Raw genomic sequence first — 14740 nt, forward strand, 5'->3', positions numbered from 1 at the left:
ATCGGGGCTACTTGTTGAGGATCAGCTTGCCCTGCCGGGTCCGGCGCAGGGTGTAAGTCTCGCCGTCGTGCTCGATGAGCAGCAGGTCGGCGCCGCGGAAGAGGGCCTGGCTGGTGGTGCGCGGGACGCTGGAGTGCTGGTTCGCCAGGCGGGGCGGGGCGGGCGTCGGAGCAGCCCTTGCGGTGCGGTCGGGGTTCATGGCGTCATCCGCTCCAGCGCCAGCCGCCGGGCGACAGGGCGGCCCGAGGCGACCATCTCCGTCCATCTACTTCAGATGCGAGCGCCGAGCAGCGACGCCAGGGAGAACGTCACGCCCTTGTTGACCAGCACCCCCAACGCCATCCGGCCGATCTCGGCCGCGAGCGGGTTGCCGGCGCGGGCGGGACGGGGCGCTGCCCGGAGCGCGGCGGGGCGGACGGCCGCAGCCTGGGCCTTGCTCGCACGCAGGCATTCGGACTGCATGAAGTCGAGGATCTGCTGGGCGTCGGTGGCCTCGACATCGTAGAACACGGTCACGCTGCCGGCCTTGGGGTTCAGCTTGACGCTGCGGATGCCTTCCTTCGCCTGGAGCTTGCGCAGGGTCGAGGCGCGGGCCGTAGCGTCACAGCGCAGGGACCTGGCTCGAACGCGCAGGCGCCCGGGGACGTGGTGCAGGTAGTCGGTCATACAGTTGCCTCCGGCAGAGGAAATGAGACAGAACCGCGCTGCTTCACGGGCAGCTGTTGCAACTGTAGTGAGAATCGTTACTATTCGCAACCGTAGTTTCCGAAATCCTTTCTGAGCCGGGGTCCCCCATGATCGTCAGCGCCGTCGCCGGGCGGATACGCGTTCGTTCCAACCTGCTGAAAGTGAAGGATTTTGGCAGGGACGTACAACAGCAGGCCCAGCGCCTGCCGGGCGTCAGCGAGGTCCGGCTGAATGCCTCCGCCGGCAGCCTGGTCGTGAGCTACGACACCGGGACTGCGGATGTCGAGACGCTGGAGAACGAGCTCGAAGCCCTGTGCTTCCGACGGCCGCCCGTAGTCCGGCCGCGCAACGGCGACCTGGCGCGCCAGTTCAACCGGGCGACCAAGATCGGCATGGTGACCTCGCTCGGCACCGCCGTGGCACTCGGCTTCATGGGCAAGAAGAAAGCCCACATCGGCTTCGGCACCGCCTTTTTGGCGCTCGCCGGCCTGCACATCTGGCGCAACCAACGCACCCTGTTGCGCTGATACCTCGCGCCGGCTAGCTCTTCGGCGCCGACCGGGTGGTAGTTTTCTTCTTCTTTTTGGCGGCCGGTTTCTTGCGCGAGACCTTCTTCCTGGCGGGGGCCTTTTTCGCCGGCGCCGCAGGAGGCGCCGCCTTCTTCGGCGTCACCTTCTCGCGCAGCTCGCCCAGGCCCTCGGAGACCTTGTCCGAAACCTGGTCGGCGGTCTTTCTGACCTTGCCGCCCAGCTCGCCGGCCGTGCGTTTCATTTCTCGCCGCAGCTTGTCGTCGCGATAGAAATACGCGCCCAGGCCGCCGATCACGGCCCCGGCCACGAAGGGGATGAGGTGGATTGCCATGTGTCGATCCTCCGTCTAGCTATCGAGGCTGCCGACGGCAGCCGTGATGGTGTCTCCGAGCAGGACGCGCTGGGCCGGGGCCGAGTCCCCGAGTCCCCGCAGCGCGCGCACCAGCAGGCCCACGGTGGTGCCGTTGTGCAGTACGGCTGAAGCCACCGGCGAGACCATGCCGAGCGCCGCCCCGACCATGACCCCGGTGTTGATGCCGATGGCGGCGCGGTAATTCGAGGCGATGAGCTGCATGGTCCGCTGCGAGATGTCCACGGCGTCGATGAGCAGGCCGAGCCGGTCCTCCAGCAGCACGACGTCGGCGGTCGCGCGCGCCAGCTCGGCGCCGCGGGACATCGCGATCCCGACGTCCGCCGCCACCAGGGCCGGACCGTCGTTGACGCCGTCACCCACGAAAGCGACCTTGCGTCCCTCGGCCCGCAACTGCTCGATCACGCCGGCCTTGTCTTCGGGCACCTGTTCGGCGAAGACCTCGTCGATGCCCAGCTGGCGGGCCATGGCGTCGGCGCGCTGCTGGTGATCGCCGGTCAGCAGCACGAGGTTCTGCACGCCCAGGCGCCGGAGTCCGGCCAGCACCTCGGCGGCGTCATTGCGCAGCGTGTCGCGCAGGGCGATGAGCCCGATGGGCTCGTGCCGGGTGCCGATGTAGAGCAAGGTCTTGCCCTCGGCTTCGAGCGTCTTGATCCGGCGCCGGAACAGGTCGAAGGAAAGGCCCTCATGCTCTTCCACGTAATGGCGGCTGCCGATCAGCAGGTGGTCGCCGTTCACCGGGCAGCTCATGCCGTGGGCGACGAGGTACTCGGCTTCGCCATGATCGATGTGGTTGAGCTTCTCCTCGCGCGCCTTGCGCACGATCGCCTCGGCGATCGGGTGGGTGGCGTGCTCCTCGATGGAGGCAGTGACGGCGAGCAGGCGGTCGCGCGGCCAGCGCTCCGGGTCGAGCACCACGACGTCGGTGACCTCGAGATCGCTGTGGGTCAATGTGCCGGTCTTGTCGAATACCACGGTGTCGACCTCGGCCAGGCGCTCCACGGCCTCGCCGCCCTTGAGCAGGATGCCCTCGGAGGCGGCCCGGAACATGCCCGACTTGAAGGCCAGCGGGGTGCCGAGCTTCAGGGCGCAGGAGTAGTCGACCAGGAACACCGAGGACAGGCGCCGCTGGTCCCCCGTCAAGAGATAGATCAGCGCACCGGTCCCCAGGGTCAGGTAAACCCGCCGGTCGGCCATGCGCTCGGCCAGCCGCTGGGTCTCCGAGGTCTGCTGCAGCGACTCGTCGATGAACCGGGCGATGCGAGCCGTGGTGGTGTCCTCGCCGACATGGCGGGCCTCGATGCGGAGCCGGCCGTCTTCCACCACCGTGCCGGCGATCACCCGGTCCATGATTTCCTTGCGCACGGGGACGGACTCGCCGGTGATGGCCGCCTGGTTCACCAGCGCAGCGCCGTCCAGCACCAGCCCGTCGATGGCGATCTTCTCACCCGGGCCGACCTGGATCCGGTCGCCTGCCGCGATCTCGTCGTCGGGGATCTGCCGCAGCGTGCCGTCCCGCTCGACCCAGGCCAGGACCGGGTCGGGGCGCAGCAGGCGGCGCAGCATCTGGTCCGACTTGCGCTCAGTCCGCTTCTCGAGGAACTCGCCCAGGTGCATCAGGAAGTCGGTGACATTGGCGGTGAGGTATTCGCCCCGCCAGGCCGACAGCCCGATCGCGGCCGCATCCAGCACCTCGATCTTCACGCCGCGGTGAATGAGCGTGTCTACGCCCTTGATCAGGGTGTTGCTGATGTTGAGGAAAGTCAGCAGGCGGCGCACCGGGGGCGAGAAGAAGGGCAGGGCGAAGATCAGCAGTCCGGTGGCGAGCATCGGACCGAGCTCGGCATGTTCGGCGGGCTCCGACTCGCCGTTGGGAATACGCTCGCGCCGCAGCCCGCCAAGCAGCTCGACTATCGACGCGCGGGTCGCCGGCCGGCCGTCGTACTCGAAAATGATGGAGCGGGCATGCCGGTTGACGCGCACGCTGGTGACGCCGCGGATCGATTCCAGCCAGGTTTCCAGCCAGGAAAAATCGATCAGCGGATCGACCAGCATCGGCAGCCGGAAGCGCAGGCGCGCCGGGGTCTCGTGGACCAGCTGCAGGCTGTTTTCCGCCGCGGCTGTCATCGCCGTGCGGGGTCAGTCGCCGTCCTGGGCCTGCGCGGCATGCAGCTCCGCCTCGGCGTCGCGGAAGCGCTCTTTCATCTCCTCGACCCCACCTTGCAATAGCGACCACGCCTTGACTGCACCCCTGATGGTGGCCTGCTGCCTTTCGGGGTTGCTCAGCAGGTAGGCCGCCAGGGCGCCGACCGCGGCGCCTTTCAGGAACCGGGTGTTGGCGAGGGGCGGCGGCGGCATGGGGGCCGGCGGCCGCATCGGTGCGGGTGCGCCGGGGTAATAGCCGGTCGGCGGATAGCCGGCATAGTAAGCGCGCGGGTCATTCATGGCCGGCCTCCTTGCGCTGCTCGGTGAGCACGTACATCACCGCCGTGCCGGTGGCGAAAGTGGCCGCCATGGACAATGCCGGGTAGCGCACGAACATGCGGCCCACGGCGGTCGCGGCGGCCGTCGCCACGCCGGCGGTCAGCCCGACCTTCGCGGTCCGGGTCACGGCCTGCTGCCAGTTCGTCTCTTCGTTGCGGAGGCGGTGCAGGTTCAGCGCGGCGGCGCCGGTCGCGCCGATGAGCGCGCCGGTGCGGGCCGCGTTCAGCAGCAGGTTCATGTCGTGGCGCTGCTGCCAGGCCTGCTGTTGTTCGTAGGGCATGTTCACCATGGGGTAGTAATGCTGGGTCATCGGCCTTGCTCCTCTTCACCTGCCTGAGCGCCTGGTTCGCCCTGCGCCGCCGCCTCGGCGTCCTCGCCGAAGGCGGCCAGCCCGTCTTTCATCGCGTTCGCGGTCTTCGCCGCGCCGCCGAGCAGGGCGCCGCGCAGCTCGTCATTGGTCATCAGCAGCACGACGGCGGCGCCGACCAGCGCGCCTTTCCAGAACTCGCTGTCGTTGAAGTTCATGAAGCCCTTGAGCGCCCCGAGGCCGCTCTGGTCAGCGAACTCGTTCATCGCGGCCGAGAAGCCGGCGGCCGCCGGGTCGGGCCCCATCGGCTGCTGCGGGCCGTAACCAGGCGGGAAGCCGCCCCAGCCCGGGCCGGGGCCGTATGGGCCGGGCGGCGGCCCATAGGCGAAGCCGGGCCCCTGCGGCCCCCACTGGTACTGCATGCCTGGCCCGGGCCCGAACGGTCCCGGCCCCATGCCGTGGTGCATTCCCGGGCCATATGGGCCCGGCCCCCCGACGCCCGGGCCGCCCTGGCCCATGCCGGCGCCGGGAGATCCATGTTGGTTGTGGTCCATCTTCTCCATACCTCTTGTCTAGCAGGGGTTCATTCGCCCCGCGCCGCGGCTACGGCGGGGGCGAGTTCGTGTTCGAGCAGGCGGCGGAGCAAGTCCACGGCGGCGGTTTCCTCCCCGTGGATGAGCGTCTCCCACCATTCCGGCTTGATGATCGCCGGGACGTATTCGACGACGACCGAGCCCGCCTGCGGGTTGGCGCGGAAGTCGCGAATGCCGTCGAGCGCGCCGAGCACCCGCTCCAGCGCTTTCCCGTCGACCGCACCCAGTTCCTTGACGATGCCCGGTCCAGCCCGGAGCCGGACTCGGCCGGGGATGTGGTGGGCGATCCGCAGGTGGCGGCGGAGGGTAAGAAAAGGCTTGAGGTCGATCTCGGTCATTGGGATCCCATGCCCCGGGCGACAGGCCGGGGTTTCAACTGGCCGCGCAAGCGCTGTAACCATGGCCCGGCACTCCGGCGCATTGGCACGTCGCAGGGTTCACTGGCTGGCTGGGATGCGGGCCGCGAAAAGCCGCGGGATCCCTGGCTGGCTGGGCGCTCGGCAAGGAGCGCCAAGAGCAGTTTATGGAGGCCCCCGGAGCGCCACAATGTGAAAATTACCTAGGGCGCCGGGCTACCCGCGCTGCAGTTTGCGGCGCGCTTGCCGGGCCGAGGCGGCATGGCGTCGGATGTCCCGCCAGGGGTCGGCGCGCTGTCCGAGCCGCCGCAGGATGTTCTTGAGCCGCCAGCGGCGCGGCTCGAGGCGCTGGTCGCCCAGCTCGTCGATGCCCAGCGGGGTGGCGACCGGCGCTTCGGGCAGTGCCCGCACCGAATAAGGCACGACGCCCGTCTGGCCGTAGGCATTGCGCATGACATCGAGATAGAGCCGGCCGCGGCGCTTGTTCTTGCGCTGCTCGAGCGTGAGCTCGTCGGGATGCTCTTCGGCCAGCTGGTCGGCCATGGCACGCGCGAACTCGCGGACCTCGTCGAAGTCCAGCTCCGGCCGGAGCGGGGCGACCACGTGCAGCCCGCGGGAACCCGTGGTCATGACGAAGGGCTGCAAGCCCAGCTGTTCCATCAGTGCTGCGACCCGGCGAGCGGCCTCGCGCACGGGCTCGAAATCGTCTCCCGGGGGGTCGAGGTCGAACACCAGCTTGTCCGGCGTATGGAGCTTGGGGGCCCGGGCCAGCCAGCCATGGAAGGTGATGACGGCCTGGTCTGCCAGGTAGGCGAGGGTGGCCTCCTTGTTGCAGAGCACGTGCTCGACGGGTCCCCGATCGTCGTCGCCGGCGCGGCGTACGCGGCAGGTGTCGATCCAGTCCGGGAAGTAGTCGGGCGCGTCCTGCTGGTAGAAGCCGCTCTCGCCGATGCCGTCGGGGAAGCGGTGCAGGGTCAGCGGACGGTCTTCGAGGTGCGGCAGCATCACCGGCGCGATCTTGCGATAGTAGGCGATGAGCTGGCCCTTGGTGATACCGGCGTCGGGAAACAGCACCTTGTCGGTGTTCTTCGTTTCGAAGCTGCAGGCGCCAAACTTCAGCTGGGCCATGTCAGGCCGGCTCCTCGCGCACGACCTTGCGGGCCGGCTTGTCCCGCCGCAGGCCGAGGAACCGCGGGTGGCGCAGCCGGTTATCGCTGGTCCACTCGGTGAAGGCGATCTCGCCGACCAGCTTGGGCGTGACCCAGTGAGTGCCCTTGCCGGCATTTTCCGGCGCCTGGGCGAAGGGACAGCCCTGCCGCTCGAGGGACTCGAGTTTCTCGCCCAGGCGCTCGAGCAGCTCGTCGTCGAAGCCGGTGCCGACCTTGCCGGCGTAGCAGAGTTCGTCGTCCTCGTAGTAACCGAGCAACAGGGCGCCGAAACCGATGCGGCTGCCCTGCGGGTCGGTATAGCCGCCGATGACCAGTTCCTGCTGGTTGACGCACTTGAACTTCAGCCAGTCGGTCGAGCGGTGATGGACGTAGGCCGAATCGGCGCGCTTGGCGATGACGCCTTCCCAGCCCTTCTTGCAGGCGGCCGCGTGATAATCCTCGCCGGACTCGTTGCGATGGGCGGTGTACCGGAGCGGCCCGCCGAAATCGACGCAGCGCCGCAGCAGCGACTTGCGGGTCCGCAGCGGCAGGCCGGTGACGTCGTAGCCGTCGAGATGCAGCAGGTCGAAGAGGTACAGGTACACCTTGACGCCGCTCGTGCGCGCCTGTTCGGGATCGGTCAGGCCGATGCGCTGCTGCAGGCGCGAGAAGCTGGTGACGTTACCGTCGAAGGCGACGATTTCGCCGTCGACGATGATGCCGCTCGGCACCCGTGTGTCGAGGGCGTCCACGAGTTCCGGGTAGGTGTCGCGCAGGTCGCGCTGGTTGCGCGACAGCAGCCGCGTCTTCTTCCCGCTGCGAAAGGCGAGGCAGCGTTCCCCGTCGAGCTTGCGCTCGTAGATCCAGTCCGGCGAAGAGAATCGTTTCTTCGTCAGCGTGGCGAGCATCGGCGCGGTCCAGTCCGGCATGGCCGTGCGCCGGAGCGTGTCGCGCTCCTCCGCCGACAGCTTTTCGCGCCACTCAGCCATCGTCCGGCCCTGCCTCTGCTTCGATATCCTCCAGGCTCCGGCCGCTGAGGGCCGAGTCCGGCTCGGAGCTGACGGGATTGCGGCGGGCGTCGGCCTGCTCGTCATCCATCTTGATGACCAGCCACTTCGGGTCGCTGCCGTCCTCGATGCGCTTCAGGGCGTAGCCGCCGGTGAGCTTCTTGCCCTCCAGCCAGACCTCGATCAGTCCCTCGTCCAGCGCGGCCTCCATCCCGGTCTGGTCGCCGCCCTTGCCCGAGCGCAGGTTCCGGTAGGTGCCGATGTCCCAGACCATGACCGTGCCGGCGCCGTAGCCCTCGGGGATCACGCCCTCGAAATCGAGGTATTCGAGCTCGTGATCCTCGGTCTGCATGGCCAGGCGCTTGTCTTTCGGGTCGGTGGAAAGCCCCTTGGGCACGGCCCACGACACCAGTACGCCGCCGATCTCCAGCCGGAAGTCGTAGTGGAGATTGGTGGCGTCGTGTTTCTGGATGACGAAACGTCGCTTGCTCATGGTCCTCCCACCTGGCTCCTGCCTTGAGTGTAGTAGACGCGTGACCTAGGCTCAGGATGCGACACGCCAGGTGTCCCGCCATGACCGAAGAAACCCAGCTCAAGCGGATCGTCACCCTGCCGTTCATGGTGTTGTACGGCCTCGGGACCATGGTGGGCGGGGGCTTCTATGCGCTCATGGGCAAGGTCGCGGGCGAGGCGGCCCTGTTCGCGCCGGTGGCGCTGCTGTGCTCGGGCGTGCTGGCCTTGCTGAGCGGCCTCGCAATCGCCGAGCTGGCCTCGCGCTTCCCCGACAGCTCGGGACCGGTGCGCTATATCCGGGAGGGCTTCGGGCGCGACTGGCTGGCCGGGACGGCGGGGGTGCTGATGATCCTGACCGGCGTGGTGTCGGCAGCGGCGCTGGCCGTGGCGACAGTCGGGTTCCTGCAGGACTTCGTGACGGTGCCACAGCTGCCGGCGATCGCCCTGCTGGTCCTGGCGATGGGCGCCGTGGCGGCGTGGGGGATCGGCGCCTCCGTCGCCGTGGTCACCGTCATCACCGTGATCGAGGTGGGCGCCCTGCTGTATGCCGGCGTCGTGGCCGAGGCCGACCTGGCCGAGGTCGCCGGGCGCTGGCGGGAATTCGTGCCGCCGCTGGAAGCGCAAGCGTGGGTCGGGATCTTCTCGGGCGCTTTCCTCGCCTTCTACGCGTTCATCGGCTTCGAGGACATGGCGACCATGGCCGAGGAGGTGAAGGACCCCCGGCGGACCCTGCCGCGCGCGATCGTCATCAGTGTCCTGTTGACCATCGTGCTCTACGTCGTGGTGGCGCTGATCGCCGTGGCTTCGATCGGCGCTGAGACGCTGGCTGCCAGCAACACCCCGGTGGCGGCCATGGCCGAGGGACAGGGCTGGTACTCGACCACCGGACTGGGCATCGTCAGCCTGCTCACCGGGCTGAACGGCGCGCTGGTCCAGATTATCATGGCCTCGCGCGTGACCTATGGGATGGCCCGCCGGGCCTCGGCGCCCGGGGCCGGCTGGCTGGCGCAGGTGAGCCCGAGAACGCGTACGCCGCTCCCGGCGACGGGCCTGGTGACCGCCGTCATCCTCGTGCTCGCGCTCCTGTTCCCGCTCACCACGCTGGCGAAGGTCACCAGCGCCATCATCCTGGTCATCTTCGGCGCGCTGAACGTCGCGCTCTGGCGCATCAAGCGGCGCGATCCCGATCGGGACGGCGCGGGGCTACGGTTGCCGCTTTGGCTGCCGGTGGTCGGGGCGTTGAGCGCCGCCCTGGTGCTCGTGTTCCAGCTCTGGCTGATGGCGACGGGCGGCTAGTCGGGCGGGTCGACTGCTTCGGCCTGCGCGCGCGTGCGCGGGTTGAACTCCCGGCCGAAAATCTGCCAGAAGGCGACGAACAGCACGGCGATCAGCGGGCCAATCACGAAGCCGTTGATCCCCGCCATGGCAATGCCGCCGAGGGTGGAAAGCAGCACCATCCAGTCCGGCAGCTTGGTGTCGCGGCCGACCAGGATCGGGCGCAGGATGTTGTCGGCCAGGCCGATCACCACCACGCCGTAGGCGATCAAAACCGTGGCGGAGACCCACTCGCCCACGGCATAGAGATAGATCGCCGCCGGCAGCCAGACCAGGCCGGCGCCCACGGCCGGAATCAGCGACAGCACGGTCATGACCACGCCCCACAGCAGCGCCGCAGGCAGGCCGAGGACCCAGAAGATCAGGCCGCCGAGCATGCCCTGCACCAGTGCGACGAGCAGGTTGCCCTTGACCGTGGCCCGGGCAACCTCGGCGAACTTCTGGAACAGCAGCCGCTCGCGCTCATCGCCCAGCGGAATGGCGAGGACCAGCTGCTCGACCAGCTTGCGCCCGTCGCGCAGCAGGAAATAGGTGACATAAAGCATCAGGGCCAGCTTCAGCACGAAGCCGAAGGCCCCCTGGCCCACCGAGAGCGCATTCCGGGCGAGAAACTGGCTGGCCGCCACCGCGGCCTGGGTGGCATTGTCCCGGACCGTGTCCATCTCGATGTTGAAGCGCTCGAGCAGCTCCTGGAGCACGGGGAAGGCGCTGCGGACCTGGTCGATGTACTTGCCGGGCTGGAGCTCGCCGGCCTGGATCTGCTCGAACACGGAAAGCCCCTGCTGCAGGAAGGAGACCAGCAGCAGCAGCACCGGGATCACGACCAGCACGACGCAGGCGAGCAGGGTGGTCAGCGCCGTGATGTTGGGCCGATGGCCCCAGCGCTGCTCCAGCCAGACCTGCACGGGGTGGAACAGCACCGCGATGATGCAGGCCCACAGCAGCGGCGCGAAGAACGGCTTGAGCAGCCACACGAACGCGACCGTGACCAGGGCGAGCAGGATCAGGAAGGCGGCTTGCTCGAGCTTCTCGCTCATGGGCGGGGTCCGGTGGCGACTGGGGCTGCCGCCACTTTATGCAGTGGGGTCGCCGGGGGCAACTCCTGTCGCAGCGGGCGACAAAGTGACCGAGGCCACGTTTCGGGGAGGGTTTTTCGCTTAAATTCGGCGCACAAGTAGTGTGAGGTGTCGTCATGAACAACAACAAACGGCTTCCCTGGAGTTTTCTCGCTATTGTCCTGCTGCCCGGCACAACGCTCGCCGTTGGTCTGGATTACCTGGATTACAACGCGACCCTGCCGTACCCGGCCATCGAGGTGACGGGGCAGGGAAACGAGTTCAAGCAGGCAAGCAATGCGCCGATCAGCTTTCTCGGCCAGGCGCGAGGGAAGTGCAAGCGGGGATACCGGGTCACCTATTTCAGTCACACCGTGGACCCGAATGGCACCAACACCGGACAGGTCTACGCGTCCAACAGGCTGGTCGACAATCCTGGCGCGACCAACATGACCTGGTCCAGCAGCTGGAAGGCCCTGGGTACCGACTGGGCGCCCAACAGCAGCTGGCGCAATGCCGCCGTGAACGCCTGCAACAAGCGGCTGGAGGAACGCCTGGCCCAGGGCGAGAGCTACCAGCAGATCCGCGGGCAGGACTTCGATGTGGTCATCCAGCGCGATCTCTGGTCCGGCGTCCACATGGCGTGCTGGGACTACGGGATCGGCGCCGCGACGCACCACGAGTTCCGCAAGCATCCGGTGGTGGCACGCTGCATGGCCGGCACGCTGGCAGAGCCGACGCCGACAGTCCCAACTGCCGGCACCCTCGGCCAGGCCTTCAGCCTGGCTCACGTGAGCCTGCAGTCGCCGCGGCCGAATTACCAGGGGGTCTGCCCTGGCGAAATCCCGTTCACCGCCACGGTGCACAACAACGGCGCCGGCGGCAGGCTGCAGTATCGCTTCATCGTGGACGGCAAGCCCGCCGGCGGCTTCCAGGAGGTCCAGGTGCCCGCCGGCAACAAGGCCTTCCAGATTCCCTACACGGTGGCGGCGACCGCCACGCCCAAGCCCCAGCCACAGCAGCCCCAGGGGCTGCAGAAGCAGGGCCAGGGTCCGCAGCCGCTGGGCGGGCTGCAGGTCGCTCCGGACCACGAGTTGCGCATCGAGGTGAAGACCAACCGTCAGAACTTGAGTGCCGAGGCCGACTACGCCGTGACCTGCAAGACCCTGCAGGCGACGGTCATCACTCCGACGCCGAAAGGCCAGCCCGACATCACGGCGCTGCCACCGGTGGCCATCGGGACCCAGATCGCACAATGGGCTGACGAGATCGTCCTGACGGACCAGGACGCGAGCGCCACCACCCCGCGGGGCTGCCAGTATCGTTTCGCCTACACCGCGGTCAACGCCGGCGCCGCCGATGCCGGCCCCTCTGTGGGCCGCCTGCGGGACGGACAGGGCGTGACGCTGCACCAGCAGCCGGGCATGGCCATGGCCGCCGGCGCCCAACGCAAGGTCAACGGCATGTTGACGCTGGCGCCCGGCCAACACCTGCTCGGCCTCGGCCTGGACGACGACCAGAAAGTCGCCGAGAGCAACGAGGGCAACAACGTGTTCCGGCTGTCGGTGATGGTGCCCGAGTCCTGCGGCGGTGGCGGCGGCGCGCAACGCCCCGAACCACGGCAGGTGCCGCGGCCGGCACCAAGGCCGCGACCGCAGTGAGCTAGTGGCCGGTCCCGAGGGGAAGCTCCACAGGATCGTCTCCGGCGGGCAAACCGGCGTGGACCGGGGCGCGCTGGAAGCCGCCCTGGCCGCCGGCTTTCCCTGTGGCGGCTGGTGTCCCGAGGGACGGGTGGCCGAGGACGGCGTCATCCCGGAGCGCTACCCGCTGCGGGAGCTGCGTGGCGGCGGCTACGCGGAACGGACCGTGGCGAACGTACGCGACTCGGACGGGACCCTGGTCGTCCACTTCGGTCCGGTGACCGGCGGCACGCGGCTGACGGTCGAGGCCTGCGAGCGCGTGGGACGCCCCTGCCTGCTGCTCGATGGCGCTGAACTGGATCCTGAATTGGCTGGCGAACACGCCGCCGCCTTCGTCCAGGGCAGGAACATCGAGGCGCTCAACGTGGCCGGGCCGCGGGAGAGCGGGGCCCCTGGCGCCGCGGGATTTGCCCGGAAAGTCGTGGCGGTGATGCTGGCAAGACTGGGGACCTCCCGATCCGGCGGGAGCACCCGATCCCCGGGGTAGTCCGGATTGCGCCAGGGTGCATCTTGTTCTATGACGATGAAAGAGATCGTTGCCCAGTCGAGAGGCTCGACCATGCCCATGCAACAGCACGTTATCACCTGGGCCGCCGTCGCGGGACTGGCCATGGCCGCAGCCATGCTGGCCGCCTGTGGCGACGGCGGGGGCGGGGATGGCTCGTCATCGACTTACCTGGTCGACACCCTGCTCGACGATGACACGGCCCCGCCCGGGGCGGTGACGCTGCGCTCTGCGCTGGCGGATGCCGTCAGCGGCGCCACCATCCGCTTCGATCCCGCGCTGGACGGGGGCACCATCGAACTCACCATCGTCGGCGAGGAACACACCGTCCTGAAGGGCGAAGTGATGGGCATCCGGGACGAGCCGAGCGGCCCGGTCTCCTACCTCGTCGGCTATTTCGAGCGGGATTACGGCCGCTCCGCCCTCTACGCGCGCAAGCACGTCATCATCGACGCCTCGAACCTGCCGTCGGGGATCACCATCGCCTGGACGGGCGGGATGCAGGATCCCGCACGCGTGCTGGCGGTCTACGGCGACCTCACGCTGCGCAAGGTGTCGATTACCGGCGGCGTGAACATTGCGGAGGACATTGCGACCGGCAACCCCGACGACCAGCCCTGGACGCTGGCCCGGGGCGGCGGCGTGGCCGTGTGGGGCCGGGCGCGGCTCAGCGACTGCCGGATCTACGACAACCACGTGCAGGGCGATTTCGATCCCTCGCGGGACCGGGGCGCATTCGGCGGCGGCGTGTATGCCGATATCGTGGAGATGGAGCGCTGCGTGGTGAGCGGGAACTCGGTGCTCGGCGGCGGCGCGGCCGGCGGCGGCGTGTTCTCGGTCGGCGGCCGGGAGGCGGCCTCGGACACGTCGCTGATCGAGGCGTCGGCGGTCACCGGCAACCGCATCAGCGGTCTCTTTACCTATGGCGGCGGTATCTACTCCGATGGTGGCGGGATCGGCGAGCGCAACCTGTTGCACGTGCGCAACACCACCGTGGCGCAGAACCTGGTCGAGCCGGCGCCGGGGCTGCCGCCCTTCGTGCTCGCCACCGGCTACTGGCGCGGGGGCGGGGTCTACGTCTCCAACGGCTACCTGGCGCTCGAGGGCATGACCATCGTGGAGAACGAGGTCTACGGCGTCGCCCGCACGGACGACCTCGGCAAGCGGAACCTCGCCGGCGGCGTGGCGGCCACCATCGGCAACGCCCACGGCATCGAGGATATTTTCATCGGCCACTCGATCATCGTCGGCAATACCGTGCACGAGATCGGCGGCGCCAGCTATCCCCACGACGTCTTCACCGGGTCGGCTTTCTACTTCCGCAGCCTGGGCTACAACCGCATCGGCGTGATCGATTTCAGCCAGATGCTGGTACCCGTCGGCGAGCCGACCTGGGCCTCCCTGTCACGCAAGCACTACCCGCAAGTCGGCGACGCCGACGGCGTCACGCTGGACGACGTGGTCGAACGGCCTTCCGGCGTGGCCCGCTCCAGCTTCATCCGCTCGGTCGGGGTGGATACCGGCGATTTCGCGGTGCTGCACTACCAGCCCTGGAACCTGGCCGTGGACCAGGTCCCGACCGGCCGCTACGTGCTGGACGAGATCGTCGGCGAGTACTCGGTGGCGCCCGGGGCCGTGGACAACTTCCTGGCCATCCTGCTGGCCCGGATCGAACTGAACTTCGGGCTGCCCGGCTTCGCAGGCGGCTTCACGACGGCGTTCGAGGACTTTCTCGCCGGGGTCGACCTCGACCCGGCGACCCCGGGACTGCAGCCCTACCTGGACCCGGAGGGTGATCCCATTCTCACGCTGGCCGATACCCACTGGTTCGGCCCGGCGGTGACCTGGCCGCGGGAACTGTACAACTACCCCTACATCGAGTTCTGGCACCGGCTCGATGCCGCACTGCTCGAGGCGCAGGTGCCGGGGATGGGTCCGGAAACCATCGGCGATGGCGCCTGGGACCAGCTGTTCTCGACCGGACAGCTGGCCGAAAACCCAGGCATCACGCTGCTGCTGGCGCGGCAGCAGCGCCTGGCCGCGGAACTGGCGGCGAGCGACCAGCTCGGCACGCCGCGGCCGGCCGGGGTGCTGGGTGATATCGGCGCGATCGAGGCGCCGTAGCGCCGGAACGCTACGGCAGCGCCGCA

General features: G+C 68.7%; 17 protein-coding genes. 5 read left to right on the forward strand and 12 right to left on the reverse strand.

Annotated features, from left to right (window positions below):
* Positions 1-7: 7 nt before the first annotated feature.
* Both G6N75_RS13195 and G6N75_RS13200 read right to left on the reverse strand, forming a co-directional pair.
* On the reverse strand, positions 8-199 hold the full coding sequence (locus G6N75_RS13195) for a hemin uptake protein HemP (RefSeq protein ID WP_165348831.1): 192 nt from the start codon (positions 197-199) through the stop codon (positions 8-10).
* 71 nt (positions 200-270) lie between these two features.
* Entirely contained in the window at positions 271-666 is a 396-nt protein-coding gene (locus tag G6N75_RS13200) for an HMA2 domain-containing protein (protein ID WP_165348832.1), read from the reverse strand.
* 128 nt (positions 667-794) lie between these two features.
* Here G6N75_RS13200 and G6N75_RS13205 point away from each other — a divergent pair, with 128 nt between their 5' ends.
* Entirely contained in the window at positions 795-1214 is a 420-nt protein-coding gene (locus tag G6N75_RS13205) for an HMA2 domain-containing protein (RefSeq protein ID WP_165348833.1), read from the forward strand.
* Between the two features lie 13 nt (positions 1215-1227).
* Here the strand turns inward: G6N75_RS13205 and G6N75_RS13210 are convergent, their stop codons facing one another.
* From G6N75_RS13210 to G6N75_RS13250, 9 genes are all read right to left on the reverse strand, one after another.
* Positions 1228-1548, reverse strand: a complete 321-nt coding sequence (locus G6N75_RS13210; RefSeq protein ID WP_165348657.1) for a YtxH domain-containing protein — start codon at positions 1546-1548, stop codon at positions 1228-1230.
* A 15-nt stretch (positions 1549-1563) separates the two neighbouring features.
* On the reverse strand, positions 1564-3714 hold the full coding sequence (locus G6N75_RS13215; RefSeq protein WP_165348834.1) for a heavy metal translocating P-type ATPase: 2151 nt from the start codon (positions 3712-3714) through the stop codon (positions 1564-1566).
* Positions 3715-3726: 12 nt separating this feature from the next.
* Entirely contained in the window at positions 3727-4032 is a 306-nt protein-coding gene (locus G6N75_RS13220; protein WP_165348835.1) for a hypothetical protein, read from the reverse strand.
* Complete coding sequence (locus G6N75_RS13225) at positions 4025-4381, reverse strand: hypothetical protein (RefSeq protein ID WP_165348836.1); 357 nt, start codon at positions 4379-4381, stop codon at positions 4025-4027. Before G6N75_RS13225 ends, G6N75_RS13220 begins: the two co-directional genes overlap by 8 nt.
* Entirely contained in the window at positions 4378-4800 is a 423-nt protein-coding gene (locus G6N75_RS13230; protein WP_165348837.1) for a hypothetical protein, read from the reverse strand. Before G6N75_RS13230 ends, G6N75_RS13225 begins: the two co-directional genes overlap by 4 nt.
* A gap of 161 nt (positions 4801-4961) precedes the next feature.
* Positions 4962-5309, reverse strand: coding sequence for a heavy-metal-associated domain-containing protein (locus tag G6N75_RS13235; protein WP_165348838.1), 348 nt, complete (start codon positions 5307-5309; stop codon positions 4962-4964).
* A gap of 234 nt (positions 5310-5543) precedes the next feature.
* Positions 5544-6455: a non-homologous end-joining DNA ligase gene (gene ligD, locus G6N75_RS13240; RefSeq protein ID WP_165348839.1), complete on the reverse strand. Its 912-nt coding sequence runs from the start codon at positions 6453-6455 to the stop codon at positions 5544-5546.
* A gap of 1 nt (position 6456) precedes the next feature.
* Entirely contained in the window at positions 6457-7464 is a 1008-nt protein-coding gene (ligD, locus tag G6N75_RS13245; RefSeq protein ID WP_165348840.1) for a non-homologous end-joining DNA ligase, read from the reverse strand.
* Positions 7457-7975 (reverse strand): DNA polymerase ligase N-terminal domain-containing protein, encoded by a 519-nt coding sequence (locus G6N75_RS13250; RefSeq protein ID WP_165348841.1) that lies wholly within the window; start codon positions 7973-7975, stop codon positions 7457-7459. Before G6N75_RS13250 ends, ligD (G6N75_RS13245) begins: the two co-directional genes overlap by 8 nt.
* A gap of 80 nt (positions 7976-8055) precedes the next feature.
* Between G6N75_RS13250 and G6N75_RS13255 the strand changes: the two genes are divergently transcribed.
* On the forward strand, positions 8056-9291 hold the full coding sequence (locus G6N75_RS13255; protein ID WP_165348842.1) for an APC family permease: 1236 nt from the start codon (positions 8056-8058) through the stop codon (positions 9289-9291).
* Here the strand turns inward: G6N75_RS13255 and G6N75_RS13260 are convergent.
* Positions 9288-10367, reverse strand: a complete 1080-nt coding sequence (locus G6N75_RS13260; RefSeq protein WP_165348843.1) for an AI-2E family transporter — start codon at positions 10365-10367, stop codon at positions 9288-9290. The genes G6N75_RS13255 and G6N75_RS13260 overlap by 4 nt on opposite strands.
* 155 nt (positions 10368-10522) lie before the next feature.
* Here G6N75_RS13260 and G6N75_RS13265 point away from each other — a divergent pair, with 155 nt between their 5' ends.
* From G6N75_RS13265 to G6N75_RS13275, 3 genes are all read left to right on the forward strand, one after another.
* Positions 10523-12046 (forward strand): CARDB domain-containing protein, encoded by a 1524-nt coding sequence (locus G6N75_RS13265; protein ID WP_165348844.1) that lies wholly within the window; start codon positions 10523-10525, stop codon positions 12044-12046.
* 4 nt (positions 12047-12050) lie between these two features.
* Positions 12051-12572 carry a putative molybdenum carrier protein gene (locus tag G6N75_RS13270; RefSeq protein ID WP_165348845.1) on the forward strand — a complete coding sequence of 174 codons (522 nt, stop codon included), beginning with the start codon at positions 12051-12053 and terminating at the stop codon, positions 12570-12572.
* 78 nt (positions 12573-12650) lie between these two features.
* On the forward strand, positions 12651-14714 hold the full coding sequence (locus tag G6N75_RS13275) for a hypothetical protein (protein ID WP_165348846.1): 2064 nt from the start codon (positions 12651-12653) through the stop codon (positions 14712-14714).
* Positions 14715-14740 lie beyond the last annotated feature (26 nt).

The organism is Thioalkalivibrio sp. XN8 (genome assembly GCF_011058255.1).
Taxonomy (GTDB): Bacteria; Pseudomonadota; Gammaproteobacteria; order Steroidobacterales; family XN24; genus XN24.

Excerpts from the sequence above, each read along its gene's own strand:
- G6N75_RS13255 (WP_165348842.1), top strand. The coding sequence starts at position 8,056 with ATGACCGAAGAAACCCAGCTCAAGCGGATCGTCACCCTGCCGTTCATG.
- G6N75_RS13205 (WP_165348833.1), top strand. The coding sequence starts at position 795 with ATGATCGTCAGCGCCGTCGCCGGGCGGATACGCGTTCGTTCCAACCTG.
- G6N75_RS13220 (WP_165348835.1), bottom strand. The coding sequence starts at position 4,032 with ATGAATGACCCGCGCGCTTACTATGCCGGCTATCCGCCGACCGGCTAT.
- G6N75_RS13265 (WP_165348844.1), top strand. The coding sequence starts at position 10,523 with ATGAACAACAACAAACGGCTTCCCTGGAGTTTTCTCGCTATTGTCCTG.
- G6N75_RS13230 (WP_165348837.1), bottom strand. The coding sequence starts at position 4,800 with ATGCAGTACCAGTGGGGGCCGCAGGGGCCCGGCTTCGCCTATGGGCCG.
- G6N75_RS13215 (WP_165348834.1), bottom strand. The coding sequence starts at position 3,714 with ATGACAGCCGCGGCGGAAAACAGCCTGCAGCTGGTCCACGAGACCCCG.
- G6N75_RS13195 (WP_165348831.1), bottom strand. The coding sequence starts at position 199 with ATGAACCCCGACCGCACCGCAAGGGCTGCTCCGACGCCCGCCCCGCCC.
- G6N75_RS13275 (WP_165348846.1), top strand. The coding sequence starts at position 12,651 with ATGCAACAGCACGTTATCACCTGGGCCGCCGTCGCGGGACTGGCCATG.
- G6N75_RS13210 (WP_165348657.1), bottom strand. The coding sequence starts at position 1,548 with ATGGCAATCCACCTCATCCCCTTCGTGGCCGGGGCCGTGATCGGCGGC.
- G6N75_RS13225 (WP_165348836.1), bottom strand. The coding sequence starts at position 4,381 with ATGACCCAGCATTACTACCCCATGGTGAACATGCCCTACGAACAACAG.
- G6N75_RS13200 (WP_165348832.1), bottom strand. The coding sequence starts at position 666 with ATGACCGACTACCTGCACCACGTCCCCGGGCGCCTGCGCGTTCGAGCC.
- ligD (WP_165348840.1), bottom strand. The coding sequence starts at position 7,464 with ATGGCTGAGTGGCGCGAAAAGCTGTCGGCGGAGGAGCGCGACACGCTC.
- ligD (WP_165348839.1), bottom strand. The coding sequence starts at position 6,455 with ATGGCCCAGCTGAAGTTTGGCGCCTGCAGCTTCGAAACGAAGAACACC.
- G6N75_RS13260 (WP_165348843.1), bottom strand. The coding sequence starts at position 10,367 with ATGAGCGAGAAGCTCGAGCAAGCCGCCTTCCTGATCCTGCTCGCCCTG.
- G6N75_RS13250 (WP_165348841.1), bottom strand. The coding sequence starts at position 7,975 with ATGAGCAAGCGACGTTTCGTCATCCAGAAACACGACGCCACCAATCTC.
- G6N75_RS13235 (WP_165348838.1), bottom strand. The coding sequence starts at position 5,309 with ATGACCGAGATCGACCTCAAGCCTTTTCTTACCCTCCGCCGCCACCTG.